At 53.7% G+C, this 22,445-nt stretch carries 27 protein-coding genes; all 27 read right to left on the reverse strand.

Features of this window, described 5'->3' with window-relative positions:
• Window positions 1-3 precede the first annotated feature (3 nt).
• Window positions 4-438 carry a 50S ribosomal protein L15 gene (gene rplO / locus G565_RS0112780; RefSeq protein ID WP_028671276.1) on the reverse strand — a complete coding sequence of 145 codons (435 nt, stop codon included), beginning with the start codon at window positions 436-438 and terminating at the stop codon, window positions 4-6.
• Between the two features lie 5 nt (window positions 439-443).
• Entirely contained in the window at window positions 444-632 is a 189-nt protein-coding gene (rpmD, locus tag G565_RS0112785) for a 50S ribosomal protein L30 (RefSeq protein ID WP_028671277.1), read from the reverse strand.
• Window positions 633-637: 5 nt separating this feature from the next.
• Complete coding sequence (rpsE, locus tag G565_RS0112790; RefSeq protein ID WP_028671278.1) at window positions 638-1,144, reverse strand: 30S ribosomal protein S5; 507 nt, start codon at window positions 1,142-1,144, stop codon at window positions 638-640.
• A 10-nt stretch (window positions 1,145-1,154) separates the two neighbouring features.
• A complete protein-coding gene (gene rplR, locus G565_RS0112795; RefSeq protein ID WP_028671279.1) occupies window positions 1,155-1,505 on the reverse strand; it encodes a 50S ribosomal protein L18 in 351 nt (116 codons plus the stop codon).
• 11 nt (window positions 1,506-1,516) lie between these two features.
• Window positions 1,517-2,050, reverse strand: a complete 534-nt coding sequence (rplF, locus tag G565_RS0112800) for a 50S ribosomal protein L6 (RefSeq protein WP_028671280.1) — start codon at window positions 2,048-2,050, stop codon at window positions 1,517-1,519.
• Window positions 2,051-2,063: 13 nt separating this feature from the next.
• Window positions 2,064-2,456 (reverse strand): 30S ribosomal protein S8, encoded by a 393-nt coding sequence (gene rpsH / locus G565_RS0112805; protein WP_028671281.1) that lies wholly within the window; start codon window positions 2,454-2,456, stop codon window positions 2,064-2,066.
• Between the two features lie 70 nt (window positions 2,457-2,526).
• Window positions 2,527-2,832 (reverse strand): 30S ribosomal protein S14, encoded by a 306-nt coding sequence (rpsN, locus tag G565_RS0112810; RefSeq protein WP_028671282.1) that lies wholly within the window; start codon window positions 2,830-2,832, stop codon window positions 2,527-2,529.
• Between the two features lie 11 nt (window positions 2,833-2,843).
• Complete coding sequence (gene rplE / locus G565_RS0112815) at window positions 2,844-3,383, reverse strand: 50S ribosomal protein L5 (RefSeq protein WP_028671283.1); 540 nt, start codon at window positions 3,381-3,383, stop codon at window positions 2,844-2,846.
• A 14-nt stretch (window positions 3,384-3,397) separates the two neighbouring features.
• Window positions 3,398-3,727 (reverse strand): 50S ribosomal protein L24, encoded by a 330-nt coding sequence (rplX, locus tag G565_RS0112820; RefSeq protein WP_028671284.1) that lies wholly within the window; start codon window positions 3,725-3,727, stop codon window positions 3,398-3,400.
• Window positions 3,728-3,774: 47 nt separating this feature from the next.
• Window positions 3,775-4,143: a 50S ribosomal protein L14 gene (gene rplN, locus G565_RS0112825; protein WP_028671285.1), complete on the reverse strand. Its 369-nt coding sequence runs from the start codon at window positions 4,141-4,143 to the stop codon at window positions 3,775-3,777.
• A gap of 21 nt (window positions 4,144-4,164) precedes the next feature.
• Complete coding sequence (rpsQ, locus tag G565_RS0112830) at window positions 4,165-4,425, reverse strand: 30S ribosomal protein S17 (protein WP_028671286.1); 261 nt, start codon at window positions 4,423-4,425, stop codon at window positions 4,165-4,167.
• 2 nt (window positions 4,426-4,427) lie between these two features.
• The gene (rpmC, locus tag G565_RS0112835) at window positions 4,428-4,619 is read right to left on the reverse strand and encodes a 50S ribosomal protein L29 (RefSeq protein WP_028671287.1); all 192 of its coding nucleotides are present in this window, start codon (window positions 4,617-4,619) and stop codon (window positions 4,428-4,430) included.
• A complete protein-coding gene (gene rplP, locus G565_RS0112840; protein ID WP_028671288.1) occupies window positions 4,619-5,032 on the reverse strand; it encodes a 50S ribosomal protein L16 in 414 nt (137 codons plus the stop codon). Before rplP ends, rpmC begins: the two co-directional genes overlap by 1 nt.
• An 11-nt stretch (window positions 5,033-5,043) precedes the next feature.
• Window positions 5,044-5,727: a 30S ribosomal protein S3 gene (rpsC, locus tag G565_RS0112845; protein ID WP_028671289.1), complete on the reverse strand. Its 684-nt coding sequence runs from the start codon at window positions 5,725-5,727 to the stop codon at window positions 5,044-5,046.
• 14 nt (window positions 5,728-5,741) lie between these two features.
• Window positions 5,742-6,074 (reverse strand): 50S ribosomal protein L22, encoded by a 333-nt coding sequence (gene rplV, locus G565_RS0112850; protein WP_028671290.1) that lies wholly within the window; start codon window positions 6,072-6,074, stop codon window positions 5,742-5,744.
• A 15-nt stretch (window positions 6,075-6,089) separates the two neighbouring features.
• Complete coding sequence (rpsS, locus tag G565_RS0112855; RefSeq protein WP_028671291.1) at window positions 6,090-6,365, reverse strand: 30S ribosomal protein S19; 276 nt, start codon at window positions 6,363-6,365, stop codon at window positions 6,090-6,092.
• Between the two features lie 21 nt (window positions 6,366-6,386).
• The gene (gene rplB / locus G565_RS0112860) at window positions 6,387-7,214 is read right to left on the reverse strand and encodes a 50S ribosomal protein L2 (protein ID WP_028671292.1); all 828 of its coding nucleotides are present in this window, start codon (window positions 7,212-7,214) and stop codon (window positions 6,387-6,389) included.
• 17 nt (window positions 7,215-7,231) lie between these two features.
• Entirely contained in the window at window positions 7,232-7,528 is a 297-nt protein-coding gene (gene rplW, locus G565_RS0112865; protein WP_028671293.1) for a 50S ribosomal protein L23, read from the reverse strand.
• Window positions 7,525-8,133, reverse strand: coding sequence for a 50S ribosomal protein L4 (rplD, locus tag G565_RS0112870; protein WP_028671294.1), 609 nt, complete (start codon window positions 8,131-8,133; stop codon window positions 7,525-7,527). The genes rplW and rplD overlap by 4 nt, the downstream gene beginning before the upstream one ends.
• 10 nt (window positions 8,134-8,143) lie before the next feature.
• Entirely contained in the window at window positions 8,144-8,776 is a 633-nt protein-coding gene (gene rplC, locus G565_RS0112875; RefSeq protein WP_028671295.1) for a 50S ribosomal protein L3, read from the reverse strand.
• Between the two features lie 114 nt (window positions 8,777-8,890).
• Window positions 8,891-9,202 carry a 30S ribosomal protein S10 gene (gene rpsJ, locus G565_RS0112880; protein ID WP_028671296.1) on the reverse strand — a complete coding sequence of 104 codons (312 nt, stop codon included), beginning with the start codon at window positions 9,200-9,202 and terminating at the stop codon, window positions 8,891-8,893.
• Window positions 9,203-9,451: 249 nt separating this feature from the next.
• Window positions 9,452-10,648 carry an elongation factor Tu gene (gene tuf / locus G565_RS0112885; RefSeq protein ID WP_028671297.1) on the reverse strand — a complete coding sequence of 399 codons (1,197 nt, stop codon included), beginning with the start codon at window positions 10,646-10,648 and terminating at the stop codon, window positions 9,452-9,454.
• A 30-nt stretch (window positions 10,649-10,678) separates the two neighbouring features.
• Entirely contained in the window at window positions 10,679-12,778 is a 2,100-nt protein-coding gene (gene fusA / locus G565_RS0112890) for an elongation factor G (RefSeq protein ID WP_028671298.1), read from the reverse strand.
• A gap of 38 nt (window positions 12,779-12,816) precedes the next feature.
• Entirely contained in the window at window positions 12,817-13,290 is a 474-nt protein-coding gene (rpsG, locus tag G565_RS0112895; RefSeq protein ID WP_028671299.1) for a 30S ribosomal protein S7, read from the reverse strand.
• Between the two features lie 124 nt (window positions 13,291-13,414).
• Window positions 13,415-13,789 (reverse strand): 30S ribosomal protein S12, encoded by a 375-nt coding sequence (gene rpsL, locus G565_RS0112900; protein WP_028671300.1) that lies wholly within the window; start codon window positions 13,787-13,789, stop codon window positions 13,415-13,417.
• 122 nt (window positions 13,790-13,911) lie between these two features.
• Window positions 13,912-18,108, reverse strand: a complete 4,197-nt coding sequence (gene rpoC, locus G565_RS0112905) for a DNA-directed RNA polymerase subunit beta' (RefSeq protein WP_028671301.1) — start codon at window positions 18,106-18,108, stop codon at window positions 13,912-13,914.
• Between the two features lie 88 nt (window positions 18,109-18,196).
• Window positions 18,197-22,279 carry a DNA-directed RNA polymerase subunit beta gene (gene rpoB / locus G565_RS0112910; RefSeq protein WP_028671302.1) on the reverse strand — a complete coding sequence of 1,361 codons (4,083 nt, stop codon included), beginning with the start codon at window positions 22,277-22,279 and terminating at the stop codon, window positions 18,197-18,199.
• Window positions 22,280-22,445 lie beyond the last annotated feature (166 nt).

Consider the following 22,445-nt stretch of genomic DNA (forward strand, 5'->3'; position numbering starts at 1 on the left):
GAATTATTCCTCTACCTTTCCGCCCGCAGCTTCAATGGCTGCCTTTGCACCCTTGGTAACTTTCAGACCCTTGACCGTTACGGCCTGGCTGATTTCACCGGACAGGATGACACGCGCGCGCTTGATTTTTTCACCGATAATATCGGCTTTTTTCAACGCAGCCAGATCGACCACTTCGACACCGGCTTTCACCAGTTCGTGCAGGCGAATCTCGGCAACAAACGGCGCCTGGCGAGATGTAAAGCCAAACTTTGGCAAGCGACGCTGCAAAGGCATTTGACCGCCTTCAAAACCTGGCTTGACCGAACCGCCTGAACGGGACTTTTGACCCTTGTGACCACGGCCGCCGGTCTTACCCAGACCAGAACCGATACCACGGCCAACCCGCTTGGGAGCGGTGGTAGAACCCTCTGCAGGGCTCAATGTGTTCAGAAACATGATACTCACCCCTCAACCACGCGAACCATATAGTTCACTTTGTTGATCATGCCACGAACGGAAGGTGTATCTTCCAGTTCGCGGACCTGGCCCACCTTCTTCAAACCCAGACCCTGGACACACAGTTTGTGCTTGGGCTGAGTCGCGATGGGGCTGCGGAACAGCTGAACCTTTAGTGTTTTCGCTTTAGCCATGTCCGTTACTCCGTAATGTATTCGACGGACTTGCCACGCTTGGCAGCCACGTCTTCAGGAGAACGCATCTTGGCCAAACCGTTAACGGTTGCACGTACGACGTTAACCGGGTTGGTCGAGCCGTAGCACTTGGCCAGTACGTTTTGTACACCGGCGACTTCCAGCACGGCACGCATCGCGCCGCCTGCAATAACACCGGTACCGTCTGAAGCAGGCTGCATGTATACCTTGGAAGCACCGTGACGGGCGTTAACCGGGTATTGCAACGTACCTTCAGTCAGCTGGACCTGGATCATGTTGCGGCGGGCCGCATCCATCGCCTTCTGAATCGCGACAGGCACTTCACGCGCCTTGCCACGACCGAAGCCGACTTTGCCATTGCCATCACCAACAACTGTCAGCGCAGTAAAACCGAAGATCCGGCCACCTTTCACCACTTTGGCGACTCGGTTTACCTGGACCAATTTTTCCTGCAGATCGCCGCCAGCTTGAGCTTGATCGTTATTTGCCATCATTCGCACCTTAGAATTTCAGGCCACCTTCACGGGCAGCGTCTGCCAAAGCCTTTACACGGCCATGGTATTTAAAACCAGACCGGTCAAAAGCCACCTGTTCGATACCGGCTGCCTTGGCACGCTCTGCTATCAGAGAGCCTACCTTGATAGCGGCATCTACGTTACTCGTCGCGTCTTTACGCAGCGATTCGTCCAGCGTTGACGCTGATGCAACCACTACGCTGCCATTTGGAGCGATGACTTGCGCGTAAATATGCTGGTTCGACCGGTTTACACACAGACGGTGCACGCCCAATTCGCGGATCTTGATGCGGCTGCGGCGAGCACGGCGTAAACGGGATACTTTCTTTTCGTTCATGACCTATGCCCTTATTTTTTCTTGGCTTCTTTACGACGGACGTATTCATCCGCGTACCGAACACCTTTGCCTTTATACGGTTCCGGCGGACGGAACGCGCGAATTTCTGCGGCGACCTGACCCAGCTGCTGCTTATCGGCGCTTTTCAGCACGATTTCAGTATTGCTAGGGGTCTCGGCCGACACGCCTGCAGGCAGGGTGTAATCGATCGGATGGGAGAAGCCCAGTGTCAAATTAACGGAATTGCCGGATGCTTTCGCACGATAACCGACACCGTTCAGTTGCAGGCGCTTTTCAAAACCGGTGGTGACACCGACAACCATGTTATTAACCAGTGCACGCATGGTGCCTGACATGGCATGCGCGATCTTGCCACCATCACGGGGAGCAAAGGTCAGCGTATTGCCGTCCTGCTTAATTTCTACAGAACCGTGCAGATTGGTTTCAAGAGCCGCACTACCGCCCTTGACAGAAATCTTGTCGCTAGCGAGCTTGACTTCCACACCTGCTGGAACCGTAATAGGAGCGTTAGCTATTCGAGACATCGTTCAACTCCCTTTAGAAGACTTCGCAGATGATTTCACCGCCCACACCCGCAGAACGGGCTGCGCGGTCGGTCATAACGCCTTTGGATGTTGAAACGATGGCGATACCCAGCCCGCCAGATACCTTGGGAAGCTCATCGCAACCCTTGTACTGGCGCAGACCTGGACGTGAAACGCGCTTGATCGATTCAATCACCGGCTTGCCTTCAAAGTAACGCAAGGTGATATGCATTACCTTTTTGCCTTCGCCCTCAACAGAGAAGTCATCCACAAACCCTTCGTTCTTCAGCACGGTCGCAACGGCGATCTTTTGCTTGGAAGACGGCAGGGTAACAATGGCGTGACTGGACTGCTGAGCATTACGGATACGTGTGAACATATCCGCAAGTGTGTCTTGCATGCTCATTCAATATTACCTCTAAGTGTACAGCGAGTGCGGTAACCGGGGCGACATGCCCCGGTCCGGACCACTTTGCTTACCAACTTGACTTTTTCAAACCCGGAACATTGCCCAACATGGCTTGTTCACGCAGCTTGATACGTGACAGACCGAACTTGCGGTAAACCGCATGTGGACGGCCGGTCAACTGACAGCGGCGCTGCAGTCTAACAGGACTTGCGTCTCTTGGCAGCTTTTGCAGCGATTGCTGTGCTTCCCAAACCTGTTCATCAGAACTTCCAGAGTCCTTGATGATCGCTTTGAGCTTGGCACGCTTCTCAGCATACTTGGCGATGGTCTTGATGCGCTTGGCTTCACGCGCTTTCATACTTACTTTAGCCATGACCGTTCCCCTTAACCTTTGAATGGGAAGGCCAGCGCCTTCAGCAGTGCGCGACCTTCGTCATTGGTGCGAGCGGTCGTGGTCACCGTAATGTCCAGACCACGCAGCTTATCCACCTTATCGTATTCGATTTCAGGGAAGATAATCTGCTCTTTCACGCCCATGCTGTAGTTACCACGCCCGTCGAATGATTTCGGGTTAATACCCCGAAAGTCACGCATACGCGGCAGTGAAATGTCGATCAGACGGTCCATAAATTCCCACATACGCTCACCGCGCAGTGTGACTTTACAACCAATCGGCCAGTCTTCACGAACTTTAAAACCCGCGATGGACTTACGCGCCTTAGTGACCATGACCTTTTGGCCAGCGATCGCTTCAAGGTTCGCAACAGCATTGTCCATCTGCTTTTTGTCGCCGATAGCTTCGCCCACGCCCATGTTCAAGGTGATCTTGGTGACGCGCGGGATTTCCATGACGTTCTTGTACCCGAACTCTTCTTGGAGTGCGGAGACAGCGTCAGATTTGTAGAGCTCTTTGAGTCTAGACATGTCGTATCCCGCCCTTATACACCAATTTCTTTCTTCGTGGACTTGAAGATGCGGACCTTGGTACCGTCTTCTTTGATCAAAAAGCCAACACGGTCGCCCTTGCTGGTTTCTGAGTTGAAGATCGCTACGTTGGAGGCCGCAATCGGAGCCTCTTTCTCGACGATCCCGCCCTGGACACCCAGGTTCGGGTTCGGCTTGGTGTGCTTCTTCATCAGATTCACACCAGACACCACAAAACGCGGGCCTTTCTTGGCGTCGGTGATCACCTTGGTGATCTTGCCGCGCTTGCCTTTGTCTTTCCCGGCAATTACGACAACGTCGTCGCCACTTTTAAATTTGTTCATTTGCTACTCCACTTCCTGCTACCGTCCAGCAAGTAAGCCCAAAGGGCTTACAGAACTTCCGGCGCCAGGGAAATGATTTTCATAAATTTCTCATTACGCAGTTCACGGGTTACCGGGCCAAAGATCCGGGTGCCGATCGGGGCGTGCTGAGTGTTAAGTAACACCGCAGAGTTGGTGTCAAAACGGATCACTGATCCGTCCGGGCGACGTACACCCTTACGCGTGCGCACAACAACCGCGTTCATGACCTGACCTTTTTTGACCTTGCCGCGAGGAATTGCTTCCTTCACGGAGACCTTGATCAAGTCACCAATGCCGGCATAACGACGGTGTGAGCCGCCCAACACCTTGATGCACTGGACACGCTTGGCACCGCTGTTATCCGCAACGTCTAAAACGGTTTCTGTTTGAATCATCTCTCAAACTCCCAGGCGCTGTTAAACGGTAGTCGCACGTTCTTCAACGCGAACCAGACGCCAAGTCTTCGACTTGGACAAAGGACGGCATTCTTCGATGGTGACGAAGTCGCCGATCTGGCACTCATTGTTTTCATCGTGCGCATGCATTTTGGTAGAACGCTTAACGATTTTCCCGTAAATCGGGTGTGTAACCGTACGCTCAATCTTTACGGTAACGGTCTTGTCCGCCTTGTTGCTGACGACCTGACCGGTAACGGTACGGGCTGTTTGTTCAGACATATTCAAGCACCTGCTTTCTGAGTCAATACTGTTTTGACACGAGCGATGTCCTTGCGGACTTGCTTCAGCAGATGCGTCTGAGTCAACTGACCCGTCGCTTTTTGCATGCGATATTTGAACTGATCGCGAAGCAACTCCAACAGGGTGTTATTCAGCTCGTCTACGGACTTTTCACGAAGATCACTAGCGTTCATTACATCACCTGCCGTTTAACAACAACGGTCGATACTGGCAATTTGGCAGCTGCAAGGCGGAACGCCTCCAGTGCTACGTCTTCACCAACACCTTCCATTTCGTACAAGACTTTACCGGGCTGAATCTGAGCTACCCAGTACTCTACGTTACCCTTACCTTTACCCATCCGAACTTCCAAGGGCTTCTTGGAAATGGGCTTGTCCGGGAAAACGCGGATCCAGATCTTGCCGCCACGTTTAATATGACGTGTCATTGCGCGACGTGCAGCTTCGATTTGACGAGCTGTAATGCGTCCGCGACCTGTTGCCTTCAGCGCGTACTCGCCGAAGCTCACTTTACTACCGCGAAGTGCCAGACCGCGGTTGCGGCCCTTTTGCACTTTGCGGAATTTTGTACGTTTAGGTTGCAGCATCTACGTACTCCTTACCGTGAAGCCTTTTTCTTGGGCGCCTTGGCTTGAGCACGAACTTGCTCGATACCACCCAGGATTTCGCCTTTGAAAATCCACACTTTGATACCGATCACACCATAAGTGGTGTGTGCTTCGGCCGTAGCGTAGTCGATGTCAGCACGCAGCGTGTGCAAGGGAACGCGACCTTCGAGATACCACTCGGTACGCGCAATCTCAGCACCACCCAAACGGCCACTGACCTGAATCCGAACACCTTTCGCGCCATTGCGCATCGCGTTCTGCATCACACGCTTCATAGCGCGGCGGAACATGACACGACGCTCGAGCTGGCCAGCTACAGACTGGGCAACCAGTTTGGAGTCCAGATCAGGCTTGCGGATCTCTTCGATGTTGATGTGCACCGGAATCCCCATCATGGCGGATACTTCCTGGCGCAGCACTTCAACATCTTCACCTTTCTTGCCGATGACAATGCCAGGCCGAGCGGTGTGGATGGTGATTTTGGCGTTCTGTGCAGGACGCTCAATCACGATTTTACTTACTGACGCTTTTTCCAGTTTCTTCTCCAGGTAGCTACGAACCTGAATATCATTCAGCAGCTTCTTGGAGTAGTCCTTGGAGTCGGCATACCAGACCGAACTGTGGTCTTTAGTGATGCCGAGCCGGATCCCGGTGGGATGTACTTTCTGGCCCATCTGTCATTCTCCCCTTATTTCTCGGCAACCTTGACCGTTATGTGGCTCGTACGCTTAAAGATACGATCAGCACGGCCTTTAGCACGCGGACGGATACGCTTCATGGTCATGCCTTCATCTACAAAGATGGAGGCAACTGAAAGCTCATCAACGTCTGCACCGTCATTGTGTTCTGCATTCGCAATGGCCGATTCCAGAACCTTCTTGACGATTGCAGCACCTTTTTGGGGGCTGAATGTCAGCAGATCCAGGGCTTCCGCCACTGACTTTCCGCGAATCATGTCTGCTACAAGTCGACCTTTCTGAGCAGACAATCGAGCGCCGCGTAATACAGCTTGTGTTTCCATCATGTCTACCCTCTATTACCGCTTAGCCTTCTTGTCCGCAACATGACCCTTATAGGTACGAGTCAGCGCGAATTCACCCAACTTATGACCCACCATGTCCTCTGTGACATAAACAGGTACATGTTGACGGCCATTATGGACTGCAAAGGTCAACCCGACGAATTCCGGGAAGATTGTGGAGCGACGCGACCAGGTTTTCAGGGGCCGTTTGTCACCGTTTTCCAGTGCAGCCTCTACCTTCTTCATCAAGTGCAGGTCGACGAATGGACCCTTCTTAAGTGAACGTGGCACAGCCTTTTCCTCTTATTTCAGTTACTTCGAAGAACGACGACGAACGATGTACTTGTCCGTGCGCTTGTTCTTACGAGTTTTGTATCCCTTGGTGGGAACACCCCAAGGCGTGACCGGATGACGTCCACCCGAGGTTTTACCTTCACCACCACCGTGCGGGTGATCGACCGGGTTCATGACAACACCACGAACCGTCGGACGGACACCACGCCAGCGAGTAGCACCGGCTTTACCCAATACACGCAAGCTATGTTCAGAGTTGCTCACTTCACCCAGGGTGGCGCGGCAATCTGACAGAACTTTACGCATTTCACCGGAACGCAAACGCAATGTGGCATAAGTGCCTTCGCGCGCGACCAGCTGAGCTGAGTTACCAGCAGAGCGGACCATTTGGCCACCCTTACCAGGCTTCATCTCGATATTGTGAATAGTCGAACCCAAAGGAATGCTGCGCAGTGGCATGGTGTTGCCCACTTTAATTGGCGCGTGCTCTCCGGATACGATCTGATCACCTGCCGTCAAACCGGCCGGCGCCAGGATGTAACGACGTTCACCGTCTGCGTACAGAACCAGGGCGATGTTCGCAGTCCGGTTCGGATCGTATTCCAGGCGCTCAACTTTGGCATTGATGCCATCTTTGTTGCGCTTGAAATCAACCTTGCGGTAATGCGACTTGTGACCACCACCAATGTGACGCGTGGTAATGCGCCCCATGTTGTTACGGCCACCGCTCTTGGACTGCTTTTCAACCAGAGGCGCATAAGGCGCACCAGTGTGCAGTTCGGCGTTGTAAGTCTTGATAACGTGACGACGTCCAGCTGACGTCGGCTTTGCTTTAACAATAGCCATTGTTCGCAACCCCTACCTTATTCTGCCGCCAGGAAATCAATTTCTTGGCCTTCAGCCAGACGAACATAGGCTTTTTTAACGTCGTTACGCTTACCAACGCCGCGCTGAGTGCGCTTTACCTTGCCCTTCTGAATCAGAGTGTGAACAGACTGAACTTTAACTTCGAACAGCTGCTCAACGGCCTTCTTGATTTCCGGCTTAGTTGCATCCTTAGCCACACGAAATACGTATTGGCCAGTGCCTTCCGCTACGATGGTCGCTTTTTCGGAGATGTGCGGACCGTAAACGACCTGATAGATACGTTCCTGGTTCATGCCAAAACCTCCTCAAGCTTCTTGAGCGCGGCAACAGTAATGACCACTTTTTCGTAGGCCACCAGGCTTACCGGGTTAATGCCAGCGACATCGCTGACTTCAACGTGCGGTACGTTGCGAGCAGACAAGTACAGGTTTGAATCAACGTCGTCAGACACGATCAAAGCATTGCTTACGTCCAGTTCTTTCATCTTGGACAGAAACGCTTTGGTCTTTGGCTGATCAATACCCAGACCTTCAACCACGATCAGACGGTCCTGACGGACCAGTTCAGACAGGATTGATTTCATCGCACCACGGTACATTTTACGGTTTACTTTTTGCGACCAGTCCTGAGGACGGGCTGCAAAAGTCTTACCGCCGCCAACCCAGATAGGCGAGCGAATGGTACCGGCACGAGCACGGCCTGTGCCTTTTTGACGCCAGGGCTTTTTACCGCCACCAGCTACATCAGAGCGACTCTTCTGAGCACGACTGCCTTGACGGCCGCCTGCAAGAAAAGCGTTAACGACCTGATGAACCAGGGCTTCATTGAATTCTTTGCCGAACGTCGCGTCGGAAACTTCAACCTTGGCGCTGGCTTGTCCTGCAATATTAATATCCATTGCTTACCTCTTAGCCTTTAACCGCGGGTTGAACAACAACGTGAGAACCTGTTGCACCGGGTAATGCACCCTTAATCAACAACAAGTTACGCTCTGCATCGACGCGTACGATCTCAAGAGACTGAACCGTTGAGCGCTCAGCACCCATGTGACCAGACATCTTTTTGCCTTTCCACACACGACCTGGGGTCTGGCACTGGCCGATGGAGCCCGGTGCGCGGTGAGACAGTGAGTTACCGTGAGTGGCGTCTTGCATGCTGAAGTTGTGGCGCTTGATCGCACCAGCGAAGCCTTTACCCTTGGAGGTTCCGGTCACATCAACACGCTGACCTGCTTCGAACAGGACAACCGTCAATTCTTCGCCAGCCTTCAATTCGGCTGCTTCTTTCAGAGTGAATTCACGAGTGAATACACCGGCTTCGACACTGGCTTTCGCATAGTGCCCTGCCTGAGACTTGGTGACGCGATTGGCACGACGAGTACCAGCGGTTAGCTGGACTGCATAGTAGCCATCGGTTTCCACGCTCTTTATTTGCGAGACCCGGTTGGGCTCGACTTCTACGACGGTCACTGGTATTGAAACGCCATCTTCTGTGAAGACGCGAGTCATGCCAGTCTTACGACCAATCAGACCAATTGACATTTCTTTCTTTCCTCTATGTACGGGGCTAAAACCCGCTATGGCCGCCCAGTTACTGCGCCTGTAACCACTTTTGGATCAACTGCAGCTTGGGCTGTTACATTAGAGACTCAGCGATTAGCCGAGGCTAATCTGTACGTCCACACCTGCCGCCAAGTCCAACTTCATCAACGCATCTACGGTCTTTTCAGTTGGCTCAACGATATCCAGCATGCGCTTGTGAGTACGAATTTCGTACTGATCGCGCGCATCCTTGTTCACGTGCGGAGAGACCAGCACGGTGTAGCGTTCTCTGCGAGTCGGCAACGGGATCGGACCCCGCACCTGTGCACCAGTACGCTTAGCCGTATCGACGATCTCCTGAGTCGAAGCATCGATCAGGCGATGATCGAACGCCTTCAAGCGTATTCTGATCTTTTGGTTCTGCATGTGACCAAAGCTCCAAGATTGTTAAACAGCAATATACCCCCGGGAAATCAGGGGAGGCGTATTGTATGTATCTTGAGCAGGGCTGTCAACGGCGATTAGGAAAGGAGTTTTTGGGGAGGTTTCTACTTGAAAATCAGAGGGTTAAAGCAAAAGAGGCGCCATGAGGCGCCTCTTTTTTAGCTGCGAGCTTTAAGCTTCGAGCTGCGAGCCGTTACTAATCGCTCATAGCTCTCAGCTCGACGCTCCGCTTTACTTGATGATCTTCGCTACAACACCCGCACCTACGGTGCGGCCGCCTTCACGAATCGCAAAACGCAGACCTTCGTCCATCGCGATCGGAGCGATCAGGGTAACGTCCATCTTGACGTTATCGCCTGGCATGACCATCTCTACGCCTTCCGGCAGTTCACAGGCACCGGTTACGTCGGTGGTGCGGAAGTAGAACTGCGGACGGTAGCCTTTGAAGAATGGCGTGTGACGGCCACCTTCGTCTTTGCTCAGCACGTATACTTCAGCTTCGAACGTGGTGTGCGGCGTGATTGAACCCGGCTTGGCCAGTACCTGACCACGCTCGATGTCATCACGCTTGGTGCCACGCAGCAGCGCGCCAATGTTCTCACCGGCACGACCTTCATCGAGCAGCTTGCGGAACATTTCAACACCGGTAACAACGGTCTTGGTGGTGTCGTGGATACCAATAACTTCCACTTCTTCACCAGACTTGATGATGCCACGCTCAACACGACCGGTTACAACCGTACCGCGACCGGAGATCGAGAATACGTCTTCAATAGGCATCAGGAACGGCTGATCAATCGCGCGCTCCGGCTCTGGAATGTAGCTATCCAGCGCTTCAACCAGCTTCTTAACAGCGGTTGTGCCCATTTCGTTGTCGTCTTTGCCTTCCAGCGCCATCAGCGCAGAGCCGATGATGATCGGCGTGTCGTCGCCCGGGAAGTCATACATGGACAGCAGGTCACGCACTTCCATCTCAACCAGTTCCAGCAACTCGTCATCGTCGACCATGTCCGCTTTGTTCAGGAACACAACGATGAAGGGTACGCCGACCTGACGGGACAGCAGGATGTGCTCACGCGTTTGCGGCATCGGGCCGTCAGCAGCGGAACAGACCAGGATAGCGCCGTCCATCTGAGCCGCACCGGTGATCATGTTTTTCACATAGTCGGCGTGGCCCGGGCAGTCAACGTGCGCATAGTGACGAGCCGGTGAATCGTATTCAACGTGAGAGGTCGCGATGGTGATACCACGCTCACGCTCTTCCGGTGCGTTGTCGATGCCGTCAAACGCAACGGAGGCGCCTGTGCCCCACACTTCGTGACAAACGCGCGTCAGCGCGGCGGTCAAAGTCGTTTTACCGTGGTCAACGTGACCGATGGTGCCGACGTTTACGTGCGGCTTGGTACGTTCAAAAGTAGCCTTAGACATGGTGTCTTCCTCTAAGTTAGCTCAAAAAGATCAAGACTTCTTGATAATTTCTTCAACGATGTTCATCGGGGCTTCTTTGTAGCCTGAGAATTCCATCACGTAAGAGGCACGGCCCTGAGACATGGAACGCAGGTCCGTAGCGTATCCGAACATTTCGGACAGTGGCACCTCAGCATTGATGATCTTGCCCGACGGGCTGTCTTCCATGCCTGAAACTGTGCCGCGACGACGGTTAAGGTCGCCCATAACGTCACCCATGTAGTCTTCCGGTGTTACCACCTCAACACTCATCATGGGCTCAAGCAATGCCGGGCTCGCCTGTTCCTTCAACTTTTTGACAGCCATGGAGGCAGCCACTTTAAAGGCCATCTCGTTGGAGTCAACATCGTGGTAGGAACCGTCATGAAGAGTGGCTTTCATGCCGAGCAGTGGATAGCCCGCCAGAATACCGTTCTTCATTTGCTCCTGGATACCTTTCTCAACCGCAGGGATGTACTCCTTCGGTACGGAACCACCAACGATTTCGTTGACGAAAACCAGCTTTTCGGCATTCTCGTCGTCAGCTGGTTCAAACTTGATCACAACGTGACCGTATTGACCGCGACCACCCGACTGCTTGGCAAACTTGGAGTCGATATCACATGCATTGCGAATCCGCTCACGATAGGCGACCTGAGGTGCACCAACGTTTGCTTCGACTTTAAATTCGCGCTTCATCCGGTCAACCAGAACGTCCAGGTGCAATTCACCCTGACCGCCAATGATGGTTTGGCCGGTTTCTTCGTCGGTACGAACCGTAAAAGAGGGATCTTCCTGAGCCAGTTTGCCCAGAGCAATACCCATCTTTTCCTGGTCTGCTTTCGACTTCGGCTCAACGGCTACGTGAATAACCGGATCCGGGAAGTCCATGCGCTCCAGGGTAATCGGGTTGGCCGGGTCACACAAAGTGTCACCTGTGGTCACATCCTTCATACCGATCAGTGCGCCGATGTCGCCAGCCAGCAGCTCTTTGATCTCTTCACGGTTGTTTGAGTGCATCTGCACCATACGACCAACGCGCTCGCGCTTGCCTTTAACCGGGTTGAGGATCTGATCACCGCTCTTGACGACACCGCCGTATACGCGGATGAACGTCAATGTTCCGACAAAGGGGTCTGTCGCGATTTTGAACGCCAGCGCGTTAAACGGGGCATCATCATCAACCTTGACCGCTTTCATCGTCTCGCCGTCATCAAGGGTACCCTCGATGGCACGGACCTGAGTCGGTGAAGGCATGTATTCGATAACGCTGTCCAGTACCGCCTGAACGCCTTTGTTTTTAAAGGCAGAGCCGCAGTGAGTCAGAACGATTTCACCGGCCAGGGTACGTATGCGCAAACCAGCCTTGATGTCGTCTTCCTCAAGAGTCTCAGACTCCATGTACTTTTCCATCAGTTCGTCGTTGGCTTCAGCCGCAGCTTCTACCATCTGAACACGGAATTCTTCAGCCTTTTCCTGCAGATTTGCCGGAATATCTTCCAGCGTAAAGGTCATGCCCTGGTCTTCTTCATTCCAGATAATGGCCTTCATCTTAACCAGGTCAATCACGCCTGAGAACTCGTCTTCCGCACCGATCGGAATCTGAATCGGTACCGGGTTTGCACCCAGACGCTCTTTCAGCTGCTTGACGACGCGGTAGAAGTCAGCACCGGCACGGTCCATCTTGTTGACGAATACCATGCGCGGAACTTCGTAGCGGTTAGCCTGACGCCATACGGTCTCAGTCTGCGGTTGTACGCCTGAAGAACCACACAACACAACAACAGCACCGTCAAGCACCCGCAGTGAACGCTCAACTTCAATGGTGAAGTCAACGTGCCCCGGAGTGTCGATGATGTTGATGCGGTGTTCATCGAACTGCTTGGCCATACCTTGCCAGAAACAGGTAGTCGCAGCCGAGGTAATGGTAATACCCCGCTCCTGCTCCTGCTCCATCCAGTCCATGGTGGCGGCGCCATCATGGACTTCACCGATCTTGTGCGACAAGCCGGTGTAAAAAAGTACGCGCTCGGTAGTCGTCGTCTTACCGGCGTCTACGTGCGCGACGATACCAATGTTACGGTACCGGTTAAGCGGAGTTTTACGAGCCACAACTCTTTCTCCTTAACAGAAAATGTTTGCTCTAAAGCTTAGAAACGGTAATGAGAGAATGCTTTGTTGGCTTCGGCCATACGGTGCACATCTTCACGCTTCTTGATCGCAGCACCCTTGCCTTCGGCAGCATCCAGCAATTCACCGGCGAGGCGCTGTCCCATGGATTTTTCACCACGTTTACGGGCAGCATCTACCAACCAGCGCATAGCCAGCGCTTCACGGCGAGACGGACGCACTTCGACGGGTACCTGATAAGTGGCACCACCGACACGGCGGGATTTCACTTCGACCATCGGCGCAATAGAATCCAGGGCCGTTTCAAACATGGCGATAGGATCCTGATCGGACTTCTTCTCTTGAACGATGTCCAGGGCACCATAGACGATACGCTCGGCAACAGACTTTTTGCCGTCGTACATGACATGGTTCATAAATTTGGCCAGTTGCGTGTTCCCAAACTTGGGATCTGGCAGTACTTCACGCTTTGCAGCAACGCGTCTTCTTGGCATTGATAAGCCCTCAAATAGGTCTTCAGGCAATTCTGGGATGAGCAGTCGTCCGACACTTTCGATGACGCTTCGACAACAGCACCCAGCCTTACTCTTATCCTGAGACTGAATGAATCAAATGGTTTTAGCCCTTAGGCCGCTTGGTACCGTACTTGGAACGTGCCTGCTTACGGTTGGCAACGCCAGACGTATCCAGTGAGCCACGAACCGTGTGGTAACGAACACCTGGCAAGTCTTTAACACGACCGCCACGGATCAGTACAACCGAGTGCTCTTGCAGGTTGTGACCTTCACCACCGATGTAGGATGACACCTCGAAACCATTTGTCAGTCGTACACGACAAACTTTACGCAAAGCCGAGTTCGGCTTCTTCGGGGTGGTTGTGTACACACGGGTGCATACACCACGACGTTGCGGGCAGCCTTCGAGGGCCCGAACATCGCTTGCGACCGCTTTGCGCTTACGCGGCTTACGGACGAGCTGGTTAATTGTAGCCATTAAAGCCTCTCTAAAAGTTCACTTCTCATTACACGACAGCACCCGGATGGCGAGCCAACCGGGTCCTGTAGGGAGCGCGCATTTTAGTGATCGCGCATTTCTTAGTCAACGTAAGCGTTCGCTTACTTGTTGAGCGCCTGACTGAGCGCCGCTTCTACATCAGATGCACTGATCGATGGTTTCTCACCGGTGCGTTCCAGACGTTTACGACGGCGTTCGGCATGATAGGCCAGGCCTGTACCTGCCGGAATCAGTCGACCAACGACCACATTTTCCTTCAGACCGCGCAAGTAATCGCGCTTGCCCGTGACCGCACCTTCGGTCAATACCCGAGTGGTTTCCTGGAAGGACGCCGCCGAGATAAAGGATTCTGTTGCCAGAGAAGCCTTGGTGATACCCAGCAAGACACGCTCAAATCGAGCCACTTCCTGTTTCTCAACGTTGGCTTTCTCATTCGCCTCGAGCAACTGGTTGTATTCAACCTGATCGCCCTTGATGAAGTTTGTATCGCCGTTATCCAGCACCATTGCTTTGCGCAGCATCTGACGAACAATCACTTCGATGTGCTTGTCGTTAATGGTTACACCCTGCAAACGGTAAACTTCCTGGATCTCATCAACAATGTACCGAGCCAGTGCCTCGACACCGCGGACCCGCAGGATATCGTGCGGATTCATCGGACCGTCAGAGATCACCTCGCCCTTTTCGACCTGCTCACCTTCGAAGACGTTCAACTGGCGCCACTTGGGAATCAGCTCTTCGTAAGCATCCGAACCATCGGTTGGAGTGATCACCAGGCGTTTCTTGCCCTTGGTTTCCTTGCCAAAGCCAACGGTTCCCGAAATCTCAGCCAGAATGGCCGCTTCTTTCGGCTTGCGGGCTTCAAACAAGTCGGCCACACGAGGCAGACCCCCGGTGATGTCACGGTTACCCGAGGTTTCCTGTGGAATCCGGGCTATAACGTCACCAATCTTGATTACATCACCGTCTGACAGGCTCAGGAAGGAACCGTCAGGCAGGAAGTACTGAACCGGCTGATTGGTGTTACCAATCATGATTTCATTGCCTTCCGGATCCAGCAGCTTCACCAGCGGGCGAATTTCCTTACCGGCCGCATTACGCTGGCCCTGAGGAATAACCTCGATGGTGCCGACACCGGTCAGCTCATCAATCTTACGGTTGGTAGTGATGCCTTCATCCATACCAATAAAGGCAATCTTACCGTTCGACTCACCGATGATCGGGTGAGTGTGCGGATCCCATTTGGCAACGATCTGGCCAGCTTCAACCGCCGCACCGTCGTCAACGCTGATCACTGCACCGTAAGGCAGCTTGTACTTCTCACGCTCACGACCGTGCTCATCAGAAACCGCCAGAACACCAGAGCGGCTAACGGCAACCAGATCACCATCGGCCCGGGTCACGGTTTTCAGATTACGCAAGGCTACTTTACCGCCGTGCTTGACCTGAACGCTGTCGGATGCAGTGGCACGTGACGCGGCACCACCAATGTGGAACGTCCGCATGGTCAGCTGTGTGCCGGGCTCACCAATCGACTGAGCAGCGATAATACCGATTGCCTCACCGATGTTGACCCGATGACCGCGGGCAAGATCGCGACCGTAGCACTGGGCGCACAGGCCGTAGCGAGTTTTACAGCTGATCGCTGAACGGATCTTGACCTGGTCAACACCCCATTCGTCGAGCTTTTTCACCCAGGCTTCATCAAGCATGGTACCGGCCGGTACCCAGGTTTCACGGCTGACCGGGTCGATAACGTCGGTTGCAACAACACGACCCAGTACTTGCTGGCCCAGACCCAGAACGACGTCACCGCCTTCAATGATCGGCTCAACAATAACACCTTCCTGCGTGCCGCAATCTTCTTCAGTGATCACCACGTCCTGTGCAACGTCAACCAGGCGGCGTGTCAGGTAACCGGAGTTCGCTGTTTTAAGAGCGGTATCGGCCAGACCTTTACGAGCACCGTGGGTCGAAATGAAGTACTCACCGACCGACAAACCTTCACGGAAGTTGGCTTTAATCGGGTTTTCAATGATCGAGCCATCCGGCTTCGCCATCAGACCACGCATACCGGCCAGCTGACGAATCTGTGCCGGGCTACCCCGGGCGCCGGAGTCGGCCATGATGTACACCGAGTTGAACGATTCCTGCTCAACTTCGTTGCCGTCACGGTCGATCACGGTTTCCTTGGAGATGCCTTCCATCATCGCACGGGCAATCTGATCGTTGGCACGTGACCAAATATCGACAACCTTGTTGTACTTCTCGCCCTGGGTTACCAGACCGGCCGCGAACTGCTCTTCGATGTCCTGAACTTCAGCCTCAGCCTTGCCCAGAATCTCGAGTTTGGCTTTCGGAATGACAAAGTCGTTCACACCAATGGACGAGCCAGAACGGGTGGCGTAGCTGAAACCCATGTACATGATCTGGTCAGCAAAAATCACCGTTTCTTTCAGACCAACACGACGATAGCACTCGTTCAGCAGTCCACTGATCGCCTTCTTCTTCATCGCCTGGTTGACCAGCTCATAGGGCAGGCCATCCGGAACGATCGAGAAAAGAATTGACCGGCCAACGGTGGTATCAACGATGGACGTGGCGTCAATCGCCTCGCCTTCGCTGTTTTCATACACTTCGCGCAGGCGAACCTTAACCTTGGCTTGCAAGGCGACTTCACCGGCACCATAGGCACGCTGAACTTCTTCGATGTTCGAGAACACCATGCCTTCGCCTTTGGCGTTAACGCGCTCACGGGTCATGTAATACAGACCCAGAACCACGTCCTGTGACGGCACGATGATCGGCTCGCCACTGGCCGGAGACAGCACGTTGTTCGTCGACATCATCAGAGCACGAGCTTCAAGCTGAGCTTCCAGAGTCAGCGGTACGTGAACCGCCATCTGGTCACCGTCGAAGTCGGCGTTGTACGCCGCACAAACCAGCGGGTGCAACTGAATCGCTTTACCTTCAATCAATACTGGCTCAAACGCCTGGATACCCAGACGGTGAAGCGTAGGTGCACGGTTCAGCATGACCGGGTGCTCGCGAATCACTTCATCCAGAATGTCCCAGACAACCGCTTCTTCACGCTCGACCATCTTCTTCGCAGCTTTGATCGTTGTCGCCAGACCGCGGTGCTCCAGCTTGCTGAAGATAAACGGCTTGAACAGCTCCAGAGCCATTTTCTTGGGCAGACCACACTGGTGCAGACGCAAGGTCGGGCCTACCACGATCACCGAACGACCAGAGTAATCGACACGCTTACCAAGCAGGTTCTGACGGAAACGACCCTGCTTACCCTTGATCATGTCAGCCAGAGATTTCAGCGGACGACGATTAGAGCCTGTGATAGCACGACCGCGACGACCGTTGTCGAGCAACGCATCAACAGATTCCTGCAGCATGCGCTTTTCGTTACGCACGATGATATCCGGCGCAGCCAGCTCAAGCAGGCGCTTGAGACGGTTGTTCCGGTTGATCACACGACGGTACAAGTCGTTCAGGTCCGAGGTGGCAAAACGGCCGCCATCGAGCGGTACCAGAGGACGCAAATCCGGTGGCAGCACAGGCAGAACCGTCATCACCATCCATTCGGGCTTGTTGCCTGATTTTTCAAAGGCTTCAAGCAGCTTCAGACGCTTGGACAGCTTCTTGATCTTGGTTTCAGAATTGGTGGCAGGGATTTCTTCGCGCAATTGCGCGGTCTCACCGACCAGGTCGATGCTATCCAGCAACTTCTGAATGGCCTCGGCACCCATACGGGCATCGAAGTCATCACCAAATTCTTCAATGGCTTCGTAGTATTCCTCGTCGGTCAGCAACTGACCTTTCTCCAGACTGGTGAGGCCCGGATCGATAACGACAAAGCTTTCGTAATAGAGGATGCGCTCAATATCACGCAACGTCATATCCAGCATCAAACCGATGCGAGACGGCAGTGATTTCAGGAACCAGATGTGGGCAACGGGCGCAGCCAGCTCAATATGGCCCATGCGCTCACGACGCACCTTGGCCTGAGTCACTTCAACGCCGCACTTCTCACAAATTACGCCACGATGCTTCAGGCGCTTGTATTTGCCACACAGGCACTCGTAATCCTTGATAGGACCAAAGATACGGGCGCAGAACAGGCCATCACGTTCCGGCTTGAAAGTCCGGTAGTTGATGGTCTCAGGCTTCTTCACCTCGCCAAAAGACCAAGACCGGATCATGTCCGGTGAGGCCAGGCCAATGCGGATCGAGTCAAACTCTTCCGACTGACCCTGAGATTTCAACAGATTCAGCAAATCTTTCATCATTCAGCTCCGAAAGGAGTGGCTTCAGGCGGCCCGAAGGCCGCCCAACCGTTGTCAGGTGCAGGCCGGTTACCCGGCCCACCCGACCTTACTCGTCGTTTTCCAGTTCCATGTCGATGCCCAGCGAGCGGATCTCTTTAACCAGTACGTTAAAGGATTCCGGCATGCCCGGTTCCATCCGATGGTCGCCGTCCACGATGTTTTTGTACATCTTGGTCCGGCCGTTCACATCGTCCGATTTCACCGTCAGCATTTCCTGCAGGGTATAAGCAGCACCGTAGGCTTCCAGTGCCCACACTTCCATCTCACCGAAGCGCTGACCACCGAACTGCGCCTTACCACCCAGCGGCTGCTGAGTAACCAGGCTGTAGGAACCTGTGGAACGGGCATGCATCTTGTCGTCGACCAGGTGGTTCAACTTCAACATGTACATGTAACCGACAGTGGTCCTGTTTTCAAAGGATTCACCGGTACGGCCGTCCCAGAGTTGAATCTGGCCACTATCGTCCAGACCTGCCAAACGCAGCAACTCTTTAACTTCTTCCTCTTTGGCACCGTCAAATACCGGTGTCGCGATGGGCACACCACCACTGACATTCTTCGCCAGCTCAAGGATTTCCGCATCAGAGAAGTCTTCCAGAGTTTCCTTGCGGATACCCCGGCCGGACTTATTGTAGACCTCATCCAGGAAGCCGCGAATTTCGCTGACTGCCTTCTGGTCACGGACCATGTCGTTGATGCGCTTACCCAGACCCTTGGCAGCAGCACCCATGTGCGTCTCCAGAATCTGACCTACGTTCATCCGCGACGGCACGCCCAATGGGTTCAGCACTACGTCAACCGGCTCACCCTGGTCATCAAACGGCATATCTTCCACGGGCATGATCACCGAGATCACACCTTTGTTACCGTGACGACCGGCCATCTTGTCACCGGGCTGGATCTTGCGCTTGACCGCAACGTAACATTTGACGACTTTCAAAACGCCAGGCTGCAGGTCGTCACCGCTCTGCAACTTGCGCTTCTTGTCTTCAAAACGCGCGTCCTGGTCATCTTTACGCTCTTTCAGCTGGGCTTCGGCTTTTTCCAGCATTTCTGCCAGTGCCTCATCCTGCATGCGCAACTTAAACCAGTCTTCGCGTGGCAAATCGGCCAAATAGTCTGCGCTCAGCGTATCGCCCTTCTTCAGCGAAGGACCGCCTGCAACAGCCTGACCAATCAGGTTTGCCTGCATACGTTCGAAGACCGTGTCTTCTACGATGCGGTACTCGGCATTCAAATCCTTGCGGAATTCAGCCAGAGCCATGCGCTCAATGTCTTTTGAACGCTGATCGCGCTCTACCCCATCACGGGTGAAGACCTGAACGTCAATGACGGTACCAACCATGCCACCTTTAACACGCAAGGAAGTGTCTTTCACGTCAGACGCTTTCTCGCCGAAAATGGCACGCAGCAGTTTTTCTTCCGGTGTCAGCTGAGTCTCGCTCTTCGGCGTGACCTTACCCACCAGGATGTCACCCGGGCCTACTTCGGCACCGATGTAAACAACACCCGACTCATCCAGCTTGTTCAGAGCAGACTCGCCCACGTTGGGGATGTCAGCCGTGATCTCTTCAGCACCCAACTTGGTATCGCGCGCGATACAGGTCAGCTCCTGAATGTGGATGGTGGTAAAACGATCTTCCTGAACCACCTTCTCCGACACCAGAATGGAGTCTTCGAAGTTGTAACCGTTCCAGGGCATAAAGGCGATACGCATGTTCTGGCCCAGAGCCAGCTCACCCAAATCGACTGAAGGACCGTCGGCCAGAACATCGCCCCGCGCTATTGTCTCGCCCTGATGGACGATGGAGCGCTGGTTGATACAAGTGTTCTGGTTGGAACGCGTGTATTTGGTCAGGTTGTAAATATCCACGCCGGCGTCGCCGCCCTGGATTTCGTCTTCGCTGACTTTAACCACGATTCTTGAAGCATCAACGTATTCAACGTAACCACCGCGACGGGCAGTTACACACACGCCTGAGTCAATCGCGACGCTGCGCTCAATACCGGTTCCGACCAGCGGCTTGTCAGCACGCAAGGTTGGTACCGCCTGACGCATCATGTTCGAACCCATCAATGCGCGGTTGGCGTCATCGTGCTCCAGGAACGGCACCAGGGCCGCTGCAGCTGATACAACCTGGCGCGGTGATACGTCCATCATGTCGACATTGGCCAACGGCGCCATGGTGAATTCGTTCTGATGACGTACCTGAACAAATTCGCCGACGATGTTGTCGTTATCGTCCAGCGGCACGTTCGCCTGAGCAATAGTGTGCTTGGCTTCGTCGATCGCTGACAGATACACGATATCGCTGGATACCTTACCGTTTGCAACGCGGCGATAAGGTGTTTCCAGGAAGCCGTAGCTGTTAGTACGCGCATAGGTCGACAAGGAGTTAATCAGACCAATGTTCGGACCTTCCGGCGTTTCAATCGGGCATACCCGGCCGTAGTGCGTCGGGTGCACGTCACGCACTTCGAAACCGGCGCGTTCACGCGTCAAGCCACCCGGGCCCAATGCAGACACGCGACGCTTGTTGGTAATACCCGACAGTGGATTGTTCTGATCCATAAACTGAGACAGCTGGCTGGAACCAAAGAATTCCTTGATCGCAGCAGCAACCGGCTTGGCGTTGACCAGATCCTGCGGCATCAGGCCTTCGCTTTCAGCCATAGACAGACGCTCACGGACAGCACGCTCAACACGGACCAAACCTACACGGAATTGGTTCTCGGCCATCTCACCAACCGAACGAACACGACGGTTACCCAGGTGGTCAATATCATCCACTGTGCCAAAACCGTTGCGAATTTCGATCAGAGTGCGCAGCACATCTACGATGTCTTCGTTGCTTAGCGTACCCTCGCCCTCTTCACCTTCACGGCCCAGGCGACGGTTGAACTTCATCCGCCCAACGCCACTCAGATCATAGCGCTCGCTACTGAAAAACAGGTTCTGAAACAAGGTTTCCGCCGACTCTTTTGTCGGTGGCTCGCCAGGGCGCATCATGCGGTAGATTTCTACCAGCGCTTCCAGTGGCGTACTGGTCGGATCGTTCCGCAGTGTATCTGAAATATAAGGACCGCAATCCAGATCGTTGGTGTACAACAGATCGACTTGCTTCAATTTCAGCTCACGAACCTTCTCGATGATTTCAAGGCTGACTTCATCGTTACAGTTGGCGAATATCTCGCCACTGGTCGGATCGACCAGGTCTGTCGCCAGTGCCTTGCCAAGCAGGTACTCATCGGGAACAACCACAGTGTCAATGCCGGACTTTTCCAACTGACGAATGTGGCGCGCGGTAATACGACGTCCGTCTTCGATAAGTACGGTACCGTCTTTGTCTTTGATTTCAAACGCAGCCGTTTCGCCACGCAGGCGATCAGACACGATCTTCATCTCAAACTTGTCACCCTTCAGCTTGAACTCGGACCGTTCGAAAAACATGTCCAGAATCTGCTGATTGGTGTATTCCAGTGCTCGCAACAGAATCGTCGCCGGCAACTTGCGGCGGCGGTCGATACGCACAAACACCTGATCCTTCGGATCGAACTCAAAGTCAAGCCATGAGCCACGGTAAGGAATGACCCGGGCTGAATACAGCAGCTTGCCAGACGAATGCGTCTTACCCTTGTCATGGTCAAAAAAGACACCCGGTGAACGGTGCAGCTGGGACACAACAACACGCTCGGTACCGTTAACAATAAAGGTACCGTTTTCAGTCATCAGGGGCATTTCGCCCATGTAGACTTCCTGCTCTTTGATGTCCTTGATTGCCTTGCTGGGCGACTCTTTGTCGTAAATAATCAGCCGGACTTTGACCCGCAGCGGTGCTGCATAGGTCACGCCACGCAGTTGGCATTCTTTTACGTCGAAGGCCGGGATGCCCAGCTTATAACTGACGTACTCTAAAGCGGCATTGCCAGAATAGCTGACAATTGGAAATACGGACTTGAAAGCTGCATGCAGCCCACTGTCCATTCGTTCGGCCGCATCGGTATCGGCCTGTAAAAAATTACGGTAGGAATCCAGTTGTATTGCCAGCAGGTATGGGATGTCCATCACCGGCTTCAATTTGCTGAAATCCTTACGGATACGCTTTTTCTCGGTGTAAGAGTATGCCATCAGCAATCCCCAGCTTGTTCACCAACGGTGGGTCTGAGCGGTTGACGGTCAAAGTCGGTGAGGACCAATGCCCGCCATTCGGTAGTGCGATGATTGCCAGACGTCAACAATCATCCCGAAATCTGTCGCTTCCTGCGCTCCTCCTCTTATCGGAGGCCCCTGGCGT

Origin of the sequence: Saccharospirillum impatiens DSM 12546, assembly GCF_000423605.1 — a bacterium.
Lineage (GTDB): Bacteria > Pseudomonadota > Gammaproteobacteria > Pseudomonadales > Natronospirillaceae > Saccharospirillum > Saccharospirillum impatiens.